This window comes from Pseudomonas sp. YuFO20 (assembly GCF_035064975.1).
GTDB lineage: Bacteria > Pseudomonadota > Gammaproteobacteria > Pseudomonadales > Pseudomonadaceae > Aquipseudomonas > Aquipseudomonas putida_AE.
In genome coordinates, this window is record NZ_JAXDEO010000025.1 from 25265 (window position 1) to 46092 (window position 20828).

Sequence of the window (20828 nt, forward strand, 5' to 3'; positions counted from 1 at the left end):
GCGTTTACTCAGGCGACCTGTCGCATCGCCGGTTTAACGAGCGGGTCCGTGCTCTTGCTGCGTGGATCATTCGGGCCGAACACCGCGCGGGGTTCCGGGAACAGGCTCAGCAGCGCCAGGTACACTAGCGAAGCCAGGCCCAGGGTGACCGGCAGGCTGACGTCGATGCCGCCGGCCAATTCGCCCAGTGGTCCGACGAACTGCCCCGGCAGGTTCACGAAGCACAAGCCGACGGCCGCGCTCGGGATCCAGGCGCCCAGGCCACGCCAGTTCCAGCCGTGGGTGAACCAGTAGCGGCCACCTTTCTCGCCGCGGGTGAACACTTGCAGGTCATCCGGGCAGTAGAAGCCGCGACGCACCAACAGGCCGATGATCATGATCACCATCCATGGGGTGGTGCAGGTGATGATCAGCACGGCGAAGGTCGACACGCTCTGCACCAGGTTCGCCGCGAAGCGTCCGATGAAGATGAAGGCAATCGACATCACCCCGATCAGCAACGTCGCCTTGACCCGCGACAGCACCCGTGGAAACACGCTGGACATGTCCAGCCCGGTGCCATAGAGCGAGGTGGTGCCGGTGGACATGCCGCCGATCACCGCAATCAGGCACACCGGCAGGAAAAACCAGCTCGGCGAAACCGCCAGCAGGCCACCGACATAGTTGTTGGCCGCGATGTAGTCCGGTGCCTTGATCGCTACGATGGTGGCGGTGGTCAGGCCGAACAGGAACGGGATGAAGGTCGCGATTTGCGAAATCACCACAGCGGCCATGATCCGGCGCTTGGAGGTTTCACGCGGAATATAACGCGACCAGTCGCCGAGGAACGCACCGAACGAGATCGGGTTGCTCATGGCCACCAGCGCAGCGCCGATGAAGGCCGCCCAGAAACCCGGTTGCCCCATGTTCACAGTGCCGGCGTAGTTCACATCAAAAGGCCCTGCAAACGCGAAGACGCCCAGCAGGAACAGCAGGCTGGCGCTCCACACCGCGATCTTGTTGACCCACAGCAGGAAACGAAAGCCGTAGATGCACACGGTCAGCACCAGGATCGCGAACAGACCGTAGGCCAGGCCCAGGGTCAGGTCGGTTTCCGGCAGGCCGATCAGGCGTTTGGCGCCACCGATCAGCGCATCCCCCGAACTCCACACCGACAGCGAGAAGAAGGCGATGGCGGTCAACAACGACAGGAACGAACCGACGATCCGCCCGTGCACGCCGAAGTGTGCACCGGAAGACACGGCGTTGTTGGTGCCGTTGATCGGACCGAACAGGCCCATCGGCGCGAGGATCATCGAACCCAGCAACACGCCCAGCACGATCGCCAGCACGCCCGCCTGGAAAGACAGGCCGAACAGTACCGGGAAGCTGCCGAGCACGGCGGTGGCAAAGGTGTTGGAACCCCCGAAGATCATCCGGAACAGGTCCGTGGGGCCGGCGGTGCGTTCCTTGTCCGGGATCTGTTCGACCCCGTGGGTTTCAATCTGCGTAAGGCTTTGGTCGTTGTTGTTGTTATTCATGATCTGCTCCGATCATAAAGGCGCGCTCATCGTGTGTGAGCGTCACCTGTTTGGCTAAGGGGTTGGCAGCCCTTCCGGCATCGCGGACAAATGTTCGTGGCAGGCCAGCCATAGGCCTTGTTGTTCTTGGCCAGACGCTTGTTTCTTGAAAACAATCGTCTCGCGCTCCTGGCTGAAGTGTTGCTCCCCTTGCATGCGCAGCTCGGTGGCCACGTCATGGATGAAAATCGCCACGTCACCCTGCAGGCTGACGAAGGCGTTGCTCGAGGTGCACGAAAGCACCTCGAAGCCGTCCTCGGCACGCCAGCTGTCCCACAACGCCTGGTAGGCATCGCGCGACAGCAGCGGCTGTTCGAGGGTGTAGAAGACGAAGCTGGCGTCGGCACTGAACGCGCCGAAGTAGGCTTCGCGATCGTTACGGGCGAAGGCGGACACCAGGTCGGCGGCCGCTTTCAAGACCTGATCACGTTCGTTCATGACCGATCCTCAGCGATGGACCACGCCAGGCAGTACGCAGAGCATTTCGTACAGCAGGTTGGCGGCCAGCAGCGAGGTGTTACCGGTGGTGTCGTAAGCGGGCGAGACTTCTACCAGATCGCAACCGATCAGGTCCAGGCCTTGGCAGCCGCGAACGATCTCGATGGCCTGAATGGTCGTCAGACCACCGATTTCCGGGGTGCCGGTACCCGGTGCCCAGGCCGGATCGATACCGTCGATGTCGAAGCTCAGGTACACCGGACCGCCGCCGACCTTCTCGCGTACTTCGGCCATCAACGGTGCCAGGGATTTGTGCCAGCACTCTTCGGCCTGGACCACACGGAAGCCCTGGTTGCGGCTCCAGTTGAAGTCGTCAGCGGTGTAGCCCTGGGCGCGCAGGCCGATCTGGACCACACGGTCCGGGTCGATCAGGCCTTCTTCAACGGCGCGACGGAAGGTGGTGCCGTGGGCGATTTTCTCGCCGAACATGTGATCGTTGACATCGGCGTGGGCGTCGATGTGCACCAGGCCGACCTTGCCGTGCTTTTTATGGATGGCACGCAGGATCGGCAGGGTGATGGTGTGGTCGCCGCCCAGGGTCAGCGGGATCACATCGTGTTCGAGGATGTTGTCGTAGGATTCTTCGATGATCCGCACGGCATCCAGCAGGTTGAAGGTGTTGATCGCCACGTCGCCGATATCGGCAACCGACAGCGAGTCGAACGGTGCAGCGCCAGTGGCCATGTTGTACGGGCGGATCATCACCGATTCGGCGCGGATTTCGCGAGGTCCGAAACGAGTGCCAGGGCGCAGGGAGGTACCGATGTCCAGCGGCACGCCGACAAAAGCAGCGTCCAGACCTGCAGCGGTGGGTACATGGGGGAGTCGCATCATGGTGGCGATGCCGCCGAAGCGCGGCATTTCGTTGCCGCCCAGTGGTTGGTGAAGAATCTTGTCCACGGGTAGGGCCTCATCGTCGTTGTTTTATTTATTGGGTTTCGCCGTTCACGGAAGGCACGGGCGAACCTTGTGGCGGCGATTCTGCGAAATGTAGTGGCCGGGAAGAATCGCTACGGGCAAATACTTAGTTCAGATTTTTCTAAACTAATGGCGGGAGCGGCGATAGACTTCCCGGCTTGAGAGATGTGTTGTCTGGGCGGGCTGATCGCCAGCAAGCCGGCTCCTACAGATTTGCGTTACGTCGGACCTGATCGCTGAACCTGTAGGAGCCGGCTTGCTGGCGATCGGTTGCGCAGCAACCGCCCATCCGACAACGCGGACTCACCTGAACAGGTTACGGAGCCCCCATGGCCAACGCTTTACCCGACCTCAAACTTTTGCGCATTTTCGTCAGCGTGGTGCGCCATCAGGGCTTCGCCAACGCCCAGCAAGAGCTCAACCTCTCGACGTCGGCCATCAGTACCTACATGAGCCAGCTCGAAGCCGCCCTGGGCCTGGTCCTGTGCCATCGCGGCCGTGGCGGGTTCAGCCTGACCAGCAAGGGTGAACTTTTTCATCAGGAAACCCTGCGCCTGTTAGCCGAGCTTGAAGGTTTCGAACAATATGCCGCCGCGCTCAAGGGCGAATTGCGCGGCACCCTGAACCTGGGGGTGATCGACTCCACGGTCAGCGACAAGGCCCTGCCGTTCGCCGAAGCCATCGGCGCCTACAGCCAGGAACATCCGGCGGTGCACTTGCACCTGTCGGTGATGAGCCCCTATGAACTGCAATTGGGTGTGCAGGACAACCGCCTGGACCTGGCCATCGGCGCGTTTTCCACGCGCATGAGCGGCCTGGTGTACATGCCGCTGTACCGCGAACAGCACTGGTTGTATTGCAGCACCCGGCATCCGCTGTTCAATGAGCGGCGCATCCCCGAGCAAGTCATCACCCAGCAACGCATGGTCGGTCGCGGCTACTGGAGCCAGGCCGAACTGGCCCGTCATGGTTTCAAGCACAGCGCCGCAACCGTGGAGAGTATGGAGGCGCAGCTGATTCTGGTGCTGTCCGGCGCCTACATCGGTTACCTGCCGGAACACTACGCCCAGGCCTGGGCCGACAAGGGCGACCTGCGCGTGCTGTTGCCGGCCACCTTCGGTTACCAGGCGCCGTTCTCGATGATCGTGCGCCGGGGCCGCAGCCGCGAGCCGCTGATCCAGACCTTTCGCGACCTGCTCAAAGCACAACTCAACCAGGCGTGAAGAAGATGCCGAGAATTCAATGTCCCCGCTGCCTGCGCCCGCAAAGCCATTGCCTGTGCCCGCTGATCCCCAGCCTCGACAGCCGCACCCGGGTGTTGCTGTTGCAACACCCCAGCGAAGTGAACCATGCCCTGAACACCGCGCGGTTGGCGGCGCTTGGGTTGAAGAATGCCGAGTTGATCGTCGGTGAGGTGTTCGAGGATCTACCGACGTTGTTGAACCAGCCGGGCTATCGGGCGCGGTTGCTGTTTCCCGGGGACGACGCGCAGCCGATGCAGGCCTGTGCCACCAGCGATGAGCCGCTGTTGCTGGTGGTACCGGATGGCACCTGGCGCAAGGCGCGCAAGATGCTGCATCTGAATCCGTTGCTGGCAGCGTTGCCGAGGGTGACGCTGGCGGAGGGCGGGGTGTCCCGTTATCGCTTGCGCAAGGCCCCGGGGCCTGGGGCGTTGTCGACGGTGGAGGCGATTGTGCAGGCGCTGGAAACCCTGGAAGCGCCAACCCGCTTTGCGCCGTTGCTCAGACCGTTCGAGGCGTTGATCGAGGGGCAGATTGCGGCGATGGGGGAGGAGGTTTTTCAGCGTAATCATGGCGACAGATGATGTTGTATGTGCCCCACATTTGACCGTATTTTTCCTGGAGGAACTCGGTCGAATGTGGGAGCGGGCTTGCTCGCGAAGGCGGCACATCATCACCACAACTTTCGAATGACTACCGCTCGCGCATCGCCTCGGTCCGCGCTTTCAACACCGGTTTCAGCAGATAATCCAACACCGTCTTCTCCCCGGTAATGATATCCACCGTCGCCACCATCCCCGGAATGATCAGCAACGGTTTCACATCCCCACCCAAGTGGTTTTTGTCGGTGCGCACCTGGATCAGGTAGAAACTGTTGCCCTTGTCGTCGGTGATGGTGTCGGCGCCGATCAGCTCCAGCTTGGCACTCAAGCCGCCATAGATGGTGTAGTCATAGGCACTGAACTTGACCATGGCTTTCTGGCCCGGATGCAGGAACGCCACGTCCTGTGGCCGGACTTTGGCCTCGATCAGCAGGTTGTCTTCCAGCGGCACGATTTCCACCATGTCACTGCCCGGCTGGACCACGCCGCCGATGGTGTTGACCTTCAGCATCTTGATGATGCCCTTGACCGGCGAGAGCACCGTGGTACGGGTCACGCGGTCGTCGATGGCAATGCTCGAGGCTGTGATTTTCGACAGGTCGGTGCGTTTCTCGTTCAGCTCTTTGGCCGCCTCCGAGCGGAATGTCTGTTCGGATTCATCAATCTTGCTCCTGATCTCGGCAATCGCCGATTCCGCCCGGGGAATGGCCAGGGTGGTGGCGTTCAGCGAACCACGGATTTCCACCGCGCTGCGCTTGAGCCGCAGGATCTCCACCGGCGACACGGCGCCGGTCTTGACCAGGGGCTCGGACATGGCCATTTCCTGGTTGACCAGCGCCAGGCTGGAGCCGTATTGCCCGGCTTTGGAGCGAAACTCCGCCAGTTCCTGGGTTTTTTGCCGCAGTTGTTCGGTCAGCGTGCGTTGTTCGCTGGCCAGTCGACGTTGCCGCTGTTCGTACAGCGAGCGTTCGTCTTCGGCCACTTGCGGCGCCTTGGCAATCACTTCTTCCGACAGCTTGAAGGGCCGGCCTTCGGCTTCGGCCGACAGGCGTTCGACCTGCGCGGTCAGTGCGTAGCGATCGACCTCGCTTTCGCCCTTGTTCGACAGGTAGCGCGTGTCATCCAGGCGCAGCAAGGTGTCGCCCTTGTTCACCATCTGCCCTTCACGCACGAAGATCTCGGTGACGATGCCGCCCTCGAGGTTCTGGATCACCTGGACCTTGCTCGATGGAATCGCCTTGCCCTCGCCCATGGTGACTTCCTGCAGCACCGCGAACCTGGCCCAGGCCAACGCGCTGATCAGCAACGCGGCGGCCAGCCACACGGTAATCCGCGACCAGCGTGGGGAGTCCTGCAACGCGGCGCCGGCCGTTTCCGGCATGAACTCGGCTTCGGCACTCTTGCTGAAGCTGTCGAAGTAGCCACGTGCTTTCGAAGAATCCGATGAGGCGGACATAGGCAACTCCTAGACGGCCGCAGAGCCGACACGGCCCTTGCGCAGTGCATCGATGACCGCTTCTTTCGGGCCGTCGGCTACGATCCGCCCGTTGTCCAGCACGACCAGGCGATCGACCAGGCTGAGCATCGAGGTGCGATGGGTCACCAGCAGCAGGGTCTTGCCCTGCACCCAGGTGTGGAGTTTTTGCCGCAGGGCGTCTTCGCTGCTGTTGTCCATCGCACTGGTGGGTTCGTCGAGCAGCATGATCGGCGGGTCGAGCAGCAACGCCCGGGCCAGCAACACGGCCTGGCGTTGGCCACCGGAGAGCAATTGCCCGCGCTCGCCGACAGGACGGTCGAAGCCTTGCGGGTGTTGCCGGGCCAGTTCGGTGACGCCGGTCAGTTCGGCCACTTCGAGCATGCGCGCGTCACTGATGTAGCGCGCCCCCAGGGTCAGGTTGTCGCGCAGGCTGCCGGCCAGCAGCGGCAGGTCATGGGCGACGTAGCCGATCTGATGGCGCAGGTCCGCGACGTCCAGTTGCCGCAGGTCCAGGCCATCGAGCAGCAATTGGCCTTGAGCCGGTTCGTAGAAGCCCATCACCAGGCGCGCCAGGGTGCTTTTGCCCGAGCCGCTGCGACCGATGATGCCGATCCGTTCGCCGGGTTTCACGCTGAAGCTGACATTGGCCAGCGCCGGGGCATTCTGGCCGTTGTAGTGGAAGGTCACGCCGACCACATCCAGGGCGCCTTGCAGTTGCGTGCGTTCCAGCGGCCTTTGATTGGCATCGCGCTCCTGAGGCAGGGACATCAGCGCGTCGGTGCTTTTCATGGTCAGTTGCGCCTGCTGGTAGCGCGTGATCAAGCCGGCGATCTGTCCCAGCGGTGCCAGTACCCGGCTGCCGAGCATGTAGGTCGCCACCAGCGCGCCGACGCTGAGGTTGCCGGCGATGATGCTGTAGACCCCGGCAACGATGGTCGCCATGCCGGAAAACTGCTGGATGAACAGCGTGCCGTTGGTGGCCAGCGCCGAGAGGTTGCGCGCATGGCTGTCGAGGCGGGTGAGGGCGCCGTGGGTGCTTTCCCATTTGTGCTGGCGCTCGCTTTCGGCGCTGCAGGCCTTGAGGGTTTCCAGGCCGCCGAGGGTCTCGATCAGCAGGGCCTGGCGTTCGGCGCCCAGGCTCAGGCTTTTCTGCACGGTGTCGCGCAAGCGCGCCTGGATGATCATGGCGAAAATGATCGTGATCGGAAACGCCAGGACCGGAATCACCACCAGCCAGCCGCCCAGCAGGCCGATCACCACCAGCATCAGCAGGGCAAAGGGCAGGTCGATCAGGCTGGTGAGGGTCACGGCGGTGAGAAACTCGCGCAGCCCCTGGAAATCGTGAATGCTCTGGGCAAAGCCACCGATGGTCACAGGCTTGGCCTTCATCGCCATGCCGGTGATGCGTTCGAACAGGGTCGCCGAGAGAATCACGTCGGTCTTCCTGCCGGCGGTGTCCAGCAAGTGCGCGCGCACCACCCGCAGCACCAGTTCGAAACCGGTACCGATCAGCAGGCCGATGGCCAGCACCCACAGGGTCGAGGTGGCCTGGTTCGGCACCACACGGTCGTAGGTCTGCATCACGAACAGCGGCACCATCAGGCCCAGCAGGTTGATCAGGAAGCTCGCCAGGATCGCGTCGCTGTACAGCCATTTCGACAGCTTCAACGTGTCGCGAAACCAGGCCTCTACCCGCGGCACCAGGGGGGAACGGAGGTCTTCGAGTTCATGCCGGGGCCGGGCGAACAGCGCCTGGCCACTGTAGTGTTCGGCAAGCTCTTGTGTGGTGGTCCATTGCTCGCCGCCATCGGCTTCGCTGGGCAGGACCAGGACCCGGCCATCCTCGCCAAAGCGGCGCAGCACGGTGGTGCGGCCGTTGTTGAGCAACAGCAGCACCGGCAGGTTGAGCGCGCTGATGTCTTTCAGGTCGCGGCGCAGCAGGCGTGCCTGCAATCCCGCCCGGGCCGCTGCGCGGGGCAGCAGGTCCAGGCTCAGGCGTTGGTGTGCCATTGGGAGCCCGGCACTGAGGCTGGCGCGACTGACCGTCGCGCCGTGGAGTTTGCAGAGGATCAACAGACCGTCCAGAAGCGGGTCATCGAAGCTCAGGCGTGGATCGACACCGGTGTTGGCGGTTTCCATGCTGGTCACATTGATCGCTCCCGTTGCGCTACGGCATCTGGCATGGGTATCTGCACATCCCCCTGTTCACATCTCCTTGTGTTCATCTGAGTTCAGGCAGGCGAGCTTCGCTTTTCACTTCCGCCTGGGCGACGGCGTCGGCCGGCAGCACCACGTGTTGCTTGCTCAGCAACTGGCCCATGTTCGCCAGCACGCGGTACATCGAATACTCCTCGGTGTAGCGGACCTCGGTGTAGCGGCGGTTGGCGTTGTACAGCTCGTTTTCGCTGTCCAGCAGGTCGAGCAGGGTACGTTGGCCGAGGCCGAACTGATCCTGATACGCCACGCGCACGCGTCGGCTGGTCTCGGCGTACTCGCGGGCGGTCGGTGTTTGTTTCTTGGCGTTGACCATGGCGTTCCAGGCCAGGTTGATGTTTTCGTTGAGCTGGCGCAGGGCGTTGTTGCGGATGTCCATCGCCTGATTGATCTTGTGGGCATCGGACTGCAGGCGCGCCTTGTCGCTGCCGCCGCGGAACAGGTTGTAGTTCATCACCACGCCGACCCGCCATTCGTTGTCATGGCCTTCTTCGCCGGCGATGTTGTTGTTCGCGCCCACCGCGGCTTCGGCGTCGAAGCGTGGGTAGAACGGCGATTTGGCGACTTCGTACTGGCTCTCGGCCGATTGCACGTCGGCCTGGGCGGATTTCAGGTAGGGGTTGTTGTCGACCATGCTTTGCTGGGCATCGGTCAGCGAGGCTGGCACTTCACCACGGATCGACGGCGGTGCTTCGAGTTCATCGGGCAGGCGCCCGACTACGGCGGCGAAGTTCGACTCGGCGTCGGCCAGATCGACTTCGGCGGTGTCGAGGTTGTTTTCCGCCAGGGCTCGACGGGCGCTGGACTGGTCGGCGTCGGCGTTGCTGCCGACCCCGCGCTCGGTGCGCAGGCCGATCTGATCGTTGACGCGCAAGTGCGCTTGCAGGTTGTTCTTGGCCAATGTCACCAGCTCGCGGCGCTTGAGCACTTCGAGGTAGACCTCGGTGGTGCGCAGGGCCAGGTCCTGGGCGGTGCCCTGGGCGTAATACGCCCGGGAGTTGACGACGCCCTTGGTGCGCTCGACTTCGTTGGCGGTGTTGAACCCGTCGAAGAGCATCTGCCGCAGACGCAGTTCCGACTGGGTGTAGTTGAGGATTTCGGTGTGGTGATTGCCCAGCGCCCGGGTGTTGGTGTTGTCGCTGTACCCGCGCCCGTACGCGGCATTGAGGTCCACCGATGGATAAAAACCGCCCTTGGCGACTTTGACGTCTTCATCAGCCGACAGACGGCTGTCCACCCGCGATGCCAGCTCCGGGTGGGTCGCGATAGTGCTCTGGATCGCTTCGGTCAGTGACATGGCATGCGCTTGGGAACTGCAGGCAATTGCCAGCAAAACCGCGCTGCAGAGGGGGTTTAAAAGGCGCATGGTCCATCTCCCTGAATCCTAGTGGTACTTTATGCGTCGCCAATTATTTGACGACATTTATAGGTCAAACCGTTTCATGCTTGTAACAAGAGAGCTAAGAACATTTTCAGGCGGACCTAAGAAGTTTTTCTCATAAGACTTATGCCAAAAAAAACTTATGTACTCTGCCAAATCCAGCACATTGTTCACTGCGAAAGCCCTTGATTTATGTGCCTTATGGCGCTCATCACGGCTTGAGGAAAGTTCAAGTCCAATTATCGACAAAGAGCGGAGAAGTGCTGGAGGGGAGGGATGCGAGGCAGACTGGGGTGACGGTTTTTTGTCGCCAAGGTGATTCAGGACTGTTACGCAATGCTGGCGGATGACGTTATTTTCGACAGGTAGCCCAATGCCATTGATTGCAAAGGGGTTATCCGGTTCGCGAACAGCGGCGGCAATTCGCCAGGCAACCTGCTTGAGCCCATGTGCATGTTCTCCGCATTCAGACAGGGTGCCGACAAAGCGTTGGCAGCGGAGGGAATGCACATGGCTACGCTCATCGGTATCGTCAGCAAGGTTGTCGGTCAGGTCTTCGCGGTGGCGGGTGACGGCGCCCGTCGAGTGCTGGTCGAGGGGGACCGGTTGTTTGCCGGCGATCGACTGGTGACCGGAGCCGAAGGCGCGGTGGCGGTGCATCTGCAAAACGGCCAGGAATTGACGCTGGGCCGTGGCAGTAGCCTGCAGATGACTGACCAGTTGCTGGCGCAAACTTCGCCCCATGTGGATACCGCTGAAGCGACGACCCCTAGCCAGGCGCAGTTGACCGATGTCGAGCAACTGCAAAAAGCCATTGCCGCCGGTGACGACCCGACCCAGACCGCTGAAGCCACGGCGGCCGGCCCGGGTTCGACCGGACCTGCTGGGGGCGCACTGGGCGGGGGCCACAGTTTTGTCATGCTTGAGGAAGTGGGGGGGCATGTCGATCCGACCATCGGTTTCCCAACCGCCGGGTTCAACGGTATTCCGGAGTTTCCGCGGGAGCGGCACGACGGCGATCGCAACCCTGAGGATGGCGCCTCTGCACCGCTGATTACGCCGCCAGTCATTACACCGCCTGTGGTGGTAGTACCACCCTTGGTAACACCACCTGAAGTCACGCCGCCGGTAGTCACACCACCGGAAGTCATACCCCCTGTCGTCACCCCGCCCGAGAACAATCCGGTCAGCCTCAACGGGCTGTCGGTGGCGGGCGGTGAACTGACCGTCAAGGAAGCCAACCTGGCCGAAGGTTCGGCGAGCAATCCCGACGCGCTGACCCAGAGCGGCACCTTCACCGTCACGGCACCTGACGGCCTGACCAGCCTGAGCATCGGCGGGATCAGCGTGATCAGCGCTGGCGTGGCCAACGGTTTTCCGCAATCGATCACCACGCCGCTGGGCAGCACCCTGACCATCACCGGCTACAACCCGACCACGGGCGTGGTGAGTTACAGCTACACCCTCAACGGCAGCGAAAACCATTCGACCGGCGACGGCACCCAACTCAGCGAACATTTCACCGTGGTGGCCGGTGATAGCAACGGCGACACCGCCACCGGCACTCTGGACGTCAACATCACCGATGACCTGCCCAAAGCGATCGATGACAACAATCTCAGCACCGCCTCGGAAACCCGACTCACCCTCGAAGGCAACGTCCTGGGCAACGACGTGCAAGGCGCCGACCGCGTAGCGACCGGCCCCAACAGTGGCCCAATCACCCCCGGCACCTTCGTCGGCACCTACGGCACCCTGGTGCTCAACGCCAACGGTACCTACACCTACACCCTCATTCCCGGCGACGCTGACTTCAAGGCCTTGCACGCCGGCGGCAACGGCACCGAGACCTTCACCTACACCCTGACCGACGCCGACGGCGACAGCAGCACCGCCAACCTGGTGCTGAACGTACACAACAACGACGACGGGGTGACCCTCGGCGGCCTGGACGTCGCAGGCGGCGAACTCACCGTCTACGAGAAAAACCTCACCTACGGCAGCGACCCCGACGCCCCGGCGCTGACCCAGCACGGGACCTTCACCGTCAACGCCCCGGATGGCCTGCAGAGCCTGAGCATTTCCGGCGTCCAGATTATCAGCGGTGGCGTGGTCCAGGGCTTGCCGATCTCGGGCAGCACCTGGATAGGCAGCACCCTGACCATCACCGGCTTTGACCCGGCCACAGGGGTCGTGAGCTACAGCTACACCCTCAACTACACCGACACCCACCCCAACGCCGATGGCGCCAACAGCATCACCGAGAACTTCGAAGTCATCGCCATCGATGCCGACGGCAGCGAAGCGCGGGGGGAAATCAACGTCAAGGTCGTGGACGACCTGCCGACCGCTCGCGCCGATGCAACCTCGGTGGCCGAGGGCGGCAACGTCACCGGCAACGTGCTGGTAAACGATATCGGCGGTTCCGATGGCTCCGGCGGTGGCGTGGTCGGCGTGCGTGCCGGCTCCGACATCTCGACCCCGGTGCATGGCGGCCTGAACAGCCAGATCAACGGCACCTACGGTTACCTGACCCTGGATGCGGCGGGCAACGCCGTGTACCACAGCTACCCGAACTCGGTGAGCGAGCCGGGTGCGAGCGATGTGTTCACCTACACCCTGCGCGATGCCGACGGTGACGAAAGCACCACCACCGTCACCATCGACGTGCACAACAGTTGCCTGGTCGCGGCCAGCGACCGGGACGTGACCGTCTACGAAAATGCCCTGGAGCAGCCATGCAACACCGGCGAAATCGCCAGCGGCACCCTGGTGGGTGCGGTCCATGGGGGCAGCGGCGCCATTACCTACAGCCTGGTCAGCAACGCAATCGGCACCTACGGCCAATTGTTGCTGCACCCTGATGGCAGCTATACCTACACCCTGACTTCGCCAGCCAGCACCACGCCGCTGGCCAACGATGGCGCCAACGTCCTGCACGAAACCTTCACCTACCAGGCCACTGACGCCCTGGGTAACATCGCCACCAGCACCATCGTGGTCAACATTGTCGATGACGTGCCGACCGCAATCCCGGACATTGCGTCCGTGGGAGAGGGCGGCTACATCGGTGGCAACGTGATCTGGAACGACCACGTGGGGGCCGACGGCCAGTTCGCCGGCGGTGGTGTGGTCGGCGTGCGCGCTGGCGACGACACCTCGACCCCGGTGCATGGCGGCGTGGGCAGCCAGATCAACGGCACCTACGGCTACCTGACCCTGGATGCGGCGGGCATCGCGCTGTACCACAGCTACCCGAACTCGGTGGGCGGGGCGGGTGCGAGTGATGTGTTCACCTACACCCTGCGCGACGGTGACGGTGACGAAAGCACCACCACGATCACCATCGACGTGAACAACAGCTGCATGGTGACGGCCCACGACAGCGGTGCGAGCGTCCACGAAAAAGCCTCGGAGCCCGCAAAAGGGGCAGACTTTACCGGGACCAAACCGAACTACAGTGTCTCCGGCGACAATGCCGATATCGCCCGCAGCGCCTTCGTCGCGAATACGGCGGCCATGACCGCGGTCCTGGTGGTCAGCGGAGCGCTGGGTGCGGTCAACGGTCACAACAGCGATGACCTGATCACCGTCAATCTCAAGCAGGGGGAAACCCTCAACCTGGATCACAACCTCACTGCCGGTCAGGTCAGCCTGGAGTACTCGATCAACGATGGCGCCTACACGCCCATCGCTGACGGCCAGACCATTACGGCGAAGGAGGATGCGACCTATCACATCCACATCACCAACATCCCCGACGGTCCGGGCCCAGGCGCAAACAGCGCTGAAAACTACGAGTTGAAGATGACCGTCGATTACTCCGCGGCCAAGGACACTGCGCCGGACCACAGCTACTCCGCCAGCGACCCCCATGGCGGCAGCGACAGCATCAGCTACCAGGCTGACCACATCCTCACCGGGACAGCGGGGGATGACGCGCTGGTCGCCGACACCGGCAACAACGAGCTGCACGGTGGAGCAGGCAACGACTTGCTCTACAGCGGACCGGGCAACGACCTGCTCGATGGCGGTACGGGCATCGACACCGCGAGCTATGCCCACGCCACCGCCGGGGTCACGGTCAATCTCGGCGAGAGCGGCGCACAGAACACCATCGGTGCCGGCACCGACACCCTGACCGCCATCGAAAACCTGACCGGCTCCAACTTCAATGACTCGCTCACCGGCGATCACAACAGCAACATCATCACCGGTGGCCTGGGTAACGACGTGCTCAACGGCGCGGGTGGCGACGACTTCCTGATCGGTGGATTGGGCAATAACACCCTCACCGGCGGAAGTGGCGCCGACACCTTCCAGTGGCTCAACGGCAACAGCGGTCACGACGTCATCACCGACTTCACACCGGGTGCCGACAAGCTCGACCTGTCGCAACTGCTGCAAGGAGAGACCAACACCGCGGCTTCACTGGATGACTACCTGCATTTCACCGTCAGCGGCAGCGGCGCGTCACTGGTGACCAGCATCGACGTCAGCGCCATGGCCGGCGCCGCGCCGAACCAGACCATCGACCTGGCCGGCGTCAACCTGGCCAGCCACTATGGGGTCATGCCGGGGGCGGGCGGGGTCGTTGGCTCAGCGGATGCGGCCACCATCATCAACGGCATGCTCAATGACCATTCATTGAAGGTGGATACCGTGTGACCTGAAAACCGCAATAAAAAAACCGCTCTTCCTGTGACAGGGGAGAGCGGTTTTTTTTGCCTGCGACCGTCCGCAGATCACATCGGCTGCGGCTCACCGATCAAGCGCCCCATCACGCCAAACACCCCCAATGCCCGGATCGCTTCCAGCTCCCCCTGGGTTTCCACTTTTTCTGCGATCAAGGGTAAGTCGATGCTGTGGGTCGTGCGGCAAACCGCCTCGATGAACAGCCGTTTATCATGCTCGGCATCGATGCCACGGATGTAGGCGCCGTCGATTTTAAGGTACGCCAGCCCCAGTTGCGTGAGGTTGCCGATCTGGCTGAAATGGCCGCCAAAATGCTGCAGCCCGATACGGTAACCGGTGGCGAGCAGGCTGTGGCTCAAGCGTTGCAACGGGTCTGGCGGAGGCAGTTGGCGCTCATCGATTTCCAGGGTCAGGAAGGGCGCCAGTTCCGGCAGGGATTCAAGCATGTCGAGGATCAGTTGCACCTGCGCCTGATCGCGCAAGGTGCTGCCGGACAGGCTCAATGCCAGGGGCATCCGGTTGATGACGAGGTATTCGAGGGTGGCTTCGAGCATCGCCAGGTCAAAGCGCGCCGACCAGCCAAACCGCTCGATCCACGGCAAGAACTGGCCGGCGGCGATCGCTTCGCCCTGTGGATCGAGCAGGCGTGCGAGGACCTTGTGATGCAGCACCTGACGAGTCTCGGCGCATAACACCACCGGTTGAAAATACAACTGCAGCTGGCCTTCGTTCAGGGCAGCGTCAAGCCAGGTGTGCCAGTGGTGTTGGGCCTGCTTTGGTGCGCTGTCGCTGTGGCCCAACACGGCCCAGGGGCGCTCGGGATGTTGCCGGGCTTCGTTCAGTGCCTGGTCAAGTTGATGCAGCACGTGGCTCGCCGGGTCGCCGGGATGGAAGGCGACGACGCCCAGATGGGCGACGGGCATGCAGTCACTGGCACCGGTGAGGCGCAGGTTTTCCAGGGTGGCGCTGAGCTCGGCAGCCAGGCGCGTTGCCTCCTCGGTATCGAGATCCGGTGCCAGCAGGCTGAATTCGCCACCGCGATTGCGCGCTGCCAGCCAGGTGCGCCGTTGCGGTACCTGAGTCAGGCGCTTGAGCAAGTCGCCGACCGCGCCAATCAACGCATCGGTGCGTTGCCCGCCAAGGCGTTGATTGAGCCCGGCCAAATCGTTGAGCTGCAGCATCAGCAGATGACCGTCGCCATTTTGCTCGCAGATCCGCAATTGATCGGCCAGTTGTTCATCGAGCAATCGCCGGTTGGCCAGCCCTGTCAGGCTGTCCCGGTAGGACTCGCCGAGCAGTTTTTCACTGCGCGCCGCCTCTTCGGCGAACAGCGTCTTGAGCTTCTCGACCATCTGGTTCATCGCCAGCACCACGCGTTTCAACTCCGGTGTGCGCGGCAGCGTCGGCAAGCTGAGAAACTCGCGTTTGCTGATGGCGTCGGCCTGCCGGACCATGGTGTCCAGCGGACGTAATTGCCGACGCAGCAGCCAGCCACCGAACACTGCACTGAGCAGCCCGCAGAGCAGCAACCAGACGAGGCTTCCCAGTGTGCTGTCCCAGAGTTTGGCCAGGGCGAACTGGGGATTGCTCAACACTTCAACGCGCGCCACCTGTTGCCAGCCACGGGTGATCAATGCATCGCCGCCCTCGGGGCGCAAATTCACCAGGTTGACGAACCAGCCGGGCACGCCGTCGATTCGCTCGGGGACGCTGCGCTGCACCAGCACCTGCCGATTCTCCAGGTGGGTGACGCGGATGTCGCTGTAATAGCCGCTGTCGAAAATCGAGCTGACCATCAACTCCATCATCGCCGGGTCGTCGACCTGGGTGGTCAGGGTCAGGCCCAGGGCGGTCGCGGCGTCCTGGGCATGGGCGCGCAACTGGCCCAGCGTTTGCTCGCGAGAGCTTTCCAGGCTGGCATAAAAACTGCCGCTGAACGCCACCAGCAAGAACAGGCAGATGGCAAGAAACAACTGGTTGCGCAGTTTCATCGAGCGCTCCTTGGCGTGGCGACTAACCGTCGCCGACGGCGAATCCTTCGGTTTGCATTTTTTTCAGGACGTCTTGCCAGCGCGACAGTTTTTTCGAGTCGCCGCTGCGCGGGTGGCCAGGTTTGCCGGGCAGGTACAGGCCTTCGGCGTTGAAGGCATACACCGGCAACAGGTCCTTGCGCTGCGAGGCGGGGCGGATTTCGCCGATCAGGTTGTCGAGCACCAGCGGTTCGGCGCCAGGGCTGCTGTAATAGGTCAGCACCATGTGCGCCTGGTTCTGTTTCAGGGCCTTGACGTAGGTAATGCGCAGCTTGTCGCTGGGAATGCCCAGCTGGCGCAGGCTGAAATATTTCGCCAGGGCATAGTCTTCGCAATCGCCCGCGGCCTTGATCAGCGCCTCGACGGGCGTGGCCCAGTAATCGGCCTGGCGCCAGAGGCGGGCGTCGTCCTGGAAATCCAGCTGCTGGTTGAAGAAGCGATTGACCGCAGTTAATTGCTCCAGCTCGGGCAGGTTGCGTTCACCTTGCAGCATTTCACTCCAGGGTTGGAGACGTCCCTGGGTCGGCCCCAGGCTGGCATAGCGCTTTTGTGCGGTATGCGAAATCTGCGCGAAATCCCAGGCGGGCCAGGCGCTGGCAAGCCCGGCCAGGGGAAAACTGGCCAGCAGCAGCCATCCGCCAAACCGAAGTCGGAGTGTTGGCCATCCTGGACTACCCGGACTGCGCGGCATGACTGGCTGCTCGAGTGCAGAGACCTGAAGTCTAGGTGGTGGTCGGGTCAGCGTCGACCTGCAGGCGGGGGAATCTCAGGACTTGTGCAGGGTTTTCTGCTTGAGGATGTACAGGGTCACCAGCACCGCACTGGTCAGCATGAACGCCCGCGCCCAGGGCATCGGCACCAGGTAGCAGGAGAACAGGATGCTGGCCCACATCAGGCCAATGGCATAGACCTTGCCCTTGAGCGGAATGCCATTACCTTCGAGGTAGTCACGAATCCACGGCCCGAGCCGCGGGTGATTGACCAGCCACTGATAGAAACGCGGCGAACTGCGGGCGAAACAGGCAGCCGCCAGCAACAGGAAGGGTGTGGTGGGCAGCACCGGCAGGAAAATCCCGATCACCCCCAGCGCCACGCTCAGCCAGCCGATGGCCAGCAGCACGTAGCGCAACATCAGGGAGCGGTTGCCTATGGGGTTGTCCATAGGCGGGACCTTAGTGATGGCGTGGCTTGAGGATCGCCGGTTTTTCGTCTGGTGCGTTGCACAGCAGGTACAGCGCAGTCAGGGCTTCCGGGATCTGCACGATCATGTCGTCCATCAGGTTGGCGTCGGCGGCGATGTCGGAGAACTCCGGTTGCTCGTCGAACAGGCCCGAACCGACCATGATCGGCAGGAGCATTTCGCTGACTTCGTCTTCGGCGGTTTCGAACCAGGCTTCTTCGCGCAGGAACACGCCTTCCATGAAACCGATGCACCAGCCGCGCAGTTCGGAATCGTCCGGATCGTCGCCCAGGTCGAGGTCGCACGGCAGTTCGAACTCTTCATCGGAGGCCAGCTGGCGGGCGATGTGAGCCTTGAGACCGATCAGCGTGGCTTCGATTTCTTCGCGTTGGGCTTCGCCGCTGTAGTGCGGCTCTTCGGCGAAGAGGGCGTCGATCCATTCACGGTCGGGAACGTCTTCGGAACAGATCGACAGCGCGGTGAGGTAGCCGTGGGCGGCCACGTAGTCCAGCGCCTCGTCATGCAGTTCATCGGCGTCGAGGAAGACTTGCAGGCGGGTTAGTTGCTCAGCGAAGGACATTAAAGGGCTACCTTGGGGAATATTCGATGCGGGAATTCTAGGCCTTCTTGAGCGCTTGGGCCAGCCGCGCGGCATATTTGCCCCTCTTGGATGCAGCATTCCCTGTCGGGGGGCATCTTCATCCGCTCTTATCAGCGGTGCCCTGCGCGAGGGAGGGCTCGGGTATACTCGCGCGTTTTGTGATGCCCTGCTGGCGTCATGGCTGAAATGTGAAGCGACATGCAATGCGCACTTACGATTTGTCGGTGCAAAGTTGCGGGTTCTGCACCAGCCTTGCAGGGATGTTTCGGTGATTTTTGGAGTTTTTATGCTCGAACAGGCTCAGCGCGTCCTCAAGGACATCTTCGGCTACGACAGTTTCCGTGGCCGCCAGGGTGCAATCATTGAGCGCGTGGCCAGTGGCGGCGATGCCCTGGTCCTGATGCCTACCGGTGGGGGTAAATCCCTGTGCTTCCAGGTGCCGGCGCTGCTGCGCGACGGCCTGGCGGTCGTGGTTTCGCCGCTGATCGCGCTGATGGACGATCAGGTCGCGACCCTGGAAGAACTGGGTGTGGCCGCCGCGGCATTGAACTCCACGCTCAGTGCCGAGCAACAGCGTGACCTGGCGGCACGGATCCGCCGTGGTGAAGTGAAAATGCTCTACCTCGCGCCCGAGCGTCTGGTGCAGCCGCGCATGCTGAGCTTCCTGCAAGGGCTGAACATCTCGCTGTTCGCCATTGACGAAGCCCACTGCGTGTCCCAATGGGGCCATGACTTCCGCCCGGAATACCTGCAACTGGGCCAGTTGGCGGAACTGTTCCCCGACGTACCGCGCATCGCCCTGACCGCCACCGCCGACAAGCGAACCCGGGAAGAGATCGTCACCCGCCTGCACCTGCAGAATGCCGAGCGCTTCCTGTCGAGTTTCGACCGGCCGAACATTTTTTATCGCATCGTGCCCAAGGAGCAGCCGCGCAAGCAGTTGCTGGCGTTCCTCACCGAGCGTCGCAGCGATGCCGGTATCGTCTATTGCCTGTCGCGCAAGAAAGTCGAGGAAGTGGCGACCTTCCTCAGCGAGCAAGGCTTCCCGGCGCTGCCGTATCACGCCGGCCTGCCCAACGACCTGCGGGCCCACAACCAGAAACGCTTCCTCAACGAGGAAGGCCTGATCATGGTCGCTACCGTGGCCTTTGGCATGGGCATCGACAAGCCCAACGTGCGCTTTGTCGCGCACCTCGACTTGCCGAAGTCGCTTGAGGCCTATTACCAGGAAACCGGGCGCGGCGGCCGTGACGGTCTGCCCGCCGATGCCTGGATGGCCTATGGCCTGCAGGACGTGGTGATGCTCAAGCAGATGCTGCAGAACTCCGAAGGGGACGAGCGCCACAAGCGTCTGGAGCAACACAAGCTCGATGCCATGCTCTCGCTGTGCGAGGAAACCCGCTGCCGTCGCCAGACGCTGCTGGCCTACTTTGACGAAGACATGCCAGAGCCCTGCGGTCATTGCGACAACTGTGTCGATGGCGTGCAGACCTGGGACGCCACCGAACCCGCCCGTCAGGCCCTTTCGGCGATCTACCGCACCGGCCAGCGCTACGGCGTCGGGCACCTGGTGGATGTCCTGCTGGGCAAGGACAACGAAAAGGTGCGCAGCTTCGGGCACCAGCACCTTTCGGTGTACGGGGTCGGCAAGGCGATGTCCGAAGGCGAGTGGCGTTCGCTGTTCCGCCAGTTGGTGGCTCGCGGCCTGGCCGACATCGACCTGGAAGGCTACGGCGGCCTGCGCCTGAGCGACACCTGCCGTCCGCTGCTCAAAGGCGAAGTGACCCTGGAACTGCGTCGCGACCTGAAGGCGCAAACCACTGCCAAGAGCAGCAAGAGCCAGGCGAGCCAGCTGGTGCGGGGCGAAGAGCGCGAACAGTGGGAAGCCCTGCGTGCCCTGCGGCGCAAGCTGGCCGAAGAACACGGCGTACCGCCGTACGTCATTTTCCCCGACTCGACCTTGCTGGAAATGCTGCGCAGCCAACCGACCTCGCTGGCGCAAATGGCCCGGGTCAGTGGCGTCGGCGCCCGCAAGCTGGAGCGTTATGGCGAGGCGTTCCTCGAAGTCCTCGGTGGCCAGGTCGAGGCACCGAAAGTTGTCGCAGACCTGCGCCACGAACTGATCACCCTGGCCCGTGCCGGCATGACGCCGTTGCAGATCGCCGGTCAGTTGCAATGCTCGGAAAAGAACGTCTACACCCTGCTCGCCGAGGCGATCGGCAAGCAGCAGTTGTCGCTGGAGCAGGCGCTGGACTTGCCGGAGGACTTGATGGGCGAAGTCCAGGACGCGTTCCTCGACGGAGAGGGCGAACTGCCGCCGGTAGCGGAAATTTCCGCACTGTTCGCAGGGAGGGTGCCCGAAGGGGTCCTGTACTGTATTCGGGCGGCTTTGCAGTCCGAATTCGAACTTTGAATGACCAGCCTCATTGATG

The 20828-nt window shown here is 62.6% G+C and carries 15 protein-coding genes; 4 read left to right on the forward strand and 11 right to left on the reverse strand.

The annotated features are described in order from the left end of the window. Positions 1–8 precede the first annotated feature (8 nt). Genes SOP85_RS15780 through speB form a run of 3 tightly spaced genes read right to left on the reverse strand, consistent with a single transcriptional unit; the run spans position 9 to position 2957 of the window. Positions 9–1520: a purine-cytosine permease family protein gene (locus SOP85_RS15780; RefSeq protein ID WP_323627445.1), complete on the reverse strand. Its 1512-nt coding sequence runs from the start codon at positions 1518–1520 to the stop codon at positions 9–11. A 54-nt stretch (positions 1521–1574) separates the two neighbouring features. Then, the gene (locus SOP85_RS15785) at positions 1575–1997 is read right to left on the reverse strand and encodes a YybH family protein (RefSeq protein WP_077047813.1); all 423 of its coding nucleotides are present in this window, start codon (positions 1995–1997) and stop codon (positions 1575–1577) included. A gap of 9 nt (positions 1998–2006) precedes the next feature. Continuing rightward, complete coding sequence (speB, locus tag SOP85_RS15790) at positions 2007–2957, reverse strand: agmatinase (RefSeq protein ID WP_110752643.1); 951 nt, start codon at positions 2955–2957, stop codon at positions 2007–2009. A 347-nt stretch (positions 2958–3304) separates the two neighbouring features. Between speB and SOP85_RS15795 the strand changes: the two genes are divergently transcribed. Both SOP85_RS15795 and SOP85_RS15800 read left to right on the forward strand, forming a co-directional pair. Next, positions 3305–4198, forward strand: a complete 894-nt coding sequence (locus SOP85_RS15795) for a LysR family transcriptional regulator (RefSeq protein ID WP_323606787.1) — start codon at positions 3305–3307, stop codon at positions 4196–4198. 5 nt (positions 4199–4203) lie between these two features. Then, entirely contained in the window at positions 4204–4800 is a 597-nt protein-coding gene (locus SOP85_RS15800) for a tRNA-uridine aminocarboxypropyltransferase (RefSeq protein ID WP_323627446.1), read from the forward strand. Between the two features lie 109 nt (positions 4801–4909). Here SOP85_RS15800 and SOP85_RS15805 read toward each other — a convergent pair whose 3' ends face one another. The 4 genes from SOP85_RS15805 to SOP85_RS15820 all read right to left on the reverse strand — a co-directional run bounded on the left by SOP85_RS15805 (position 4910) and on the right by SOP85_RS15820 (position 10400). Then, a complete protein-coding gene (locus SOP85_RS15805; RefSeq protein WP_274073591.1) occupies positions 4910–6274 on the reverse strand; it encodes an HlyD family type I secretion periplasmic adaptor subunit in 1365 nt (454 codons plus the stop codon). A 9-nt stretch (positions 6275–6283) separates the two neighbouring features. Continuing rightward, complete coding sequence (locus SOP85_RS15810; RefSeq protein ID WP_323627448.1) at positions 6284–8443, reverse strand: type I secretion system permease/ATPase; 2160 nt, start codon at positions 8441–8443, stop codon at positions 6284–6286. 73 nt (positions 8444–8516) lie between these two features. Beyond that, entirely contained in the window at positions 8517–9875 is a 1359-nt protein-coding gene (locus SOP85_RS15815) for a TolC family outer membrane protein (RefSeq protein ID WP_274073593.1), read from the reverse strand. 57 nt (positions 9876–9932) lie between these two features. Beyond that, positions 9933–10400 carry a hypothetical protein gene (locus tag SOP85_RS15820; protein WP_323627449.1) on the reverse strand — a complete coding sequence of 156 codons (468 nt, stop codon included), beginning with the start codon at positions 10398–10400 and terminating at the stop codon, positions 9933–9935. Here SOP85_RS15820 and SOP85_RS15825 point away from each other — a divergent pair, their 5' ends adjacent. After that, positions 10401–14558, forward strand: a complete 4158-nt coding sequence (locus SOP85_RS15825; protein ID WP_323627450.1) for a retention module-containing protein — start codon at positions 10401–10403, stop codon at positions 14556–14558. Positions 14559–14635: 77 nt separating this feature from the next. Here the strand turns inward: SOP85_RS15825 and lapD are convergent, their stop codons facing one another. From lapD to SOP85_RS15845, 4 genes are all read right to left on the reverse strand, one after another. Beyond that, positions 14636–16576: a cyclic di-GMP receptor LapD gene (gene lapD / locus SOP85_RS15830; RefSeq protein WP_323627451.1), complete on the reverse strand. Its 1941-nt coding sequence runs from the start codon at positions 16574–16576 to the stop codon at positions 14636–14638. A 22-nt stretch (positions 16577–16598) separates the two neighbouring features. After that, a complete protein-coding gene (gene lapG / locus SOP85_RS15835) occupies positions 16599–17306 on the reverse strand; it encodes a cysteine protease LapG (RefSeq protein ID WP_274074806.1) in 708 nt (235 codons plus the stop codon). Positions 17307–17381: 75 nt separating this feature from the next. Next, positions 17382–17777: a YbaN family protein gene (locus tag SOP85_RS15840; RefSeq protein WP_274074807.1), complete on the reverse strand. Its 396-nt coding sequence runs from the start codon at positions 17775–17777 to the stop codon at positions 17382–17384. Between the two features lie 10 nt (positions 17778–17787). Further along, positions 17788–18375: a YecA family protein gene (locus tag SOP85_RS15845; RefSeq protein ID WP_274074808.1), complete on the reverse strand. Its 588-nt coding sequence runs from the start codon at positions 18373–18375 to the stop codon at positions 17788–17790. A 307-nt stretch (positions 18376–18682) separates the two neighbouring features. Here SOP85_RS15845 and recQ point away from each other — a divergent pair, with 307 nt between their 5' ends. Continuing rightward, positions 18683–20809: a DNA helicase RecQ gene (gene recQ, locus SOP85_RS15850; protein ID WP_274074809.1), complete on the forward strand. Its 2127-nt coding sequence runs from the start codon at positions 18683–18685 to the stop codon at positions 20807–20809. Positions 20810–20828: the final 19 nt, after the last annotated feature.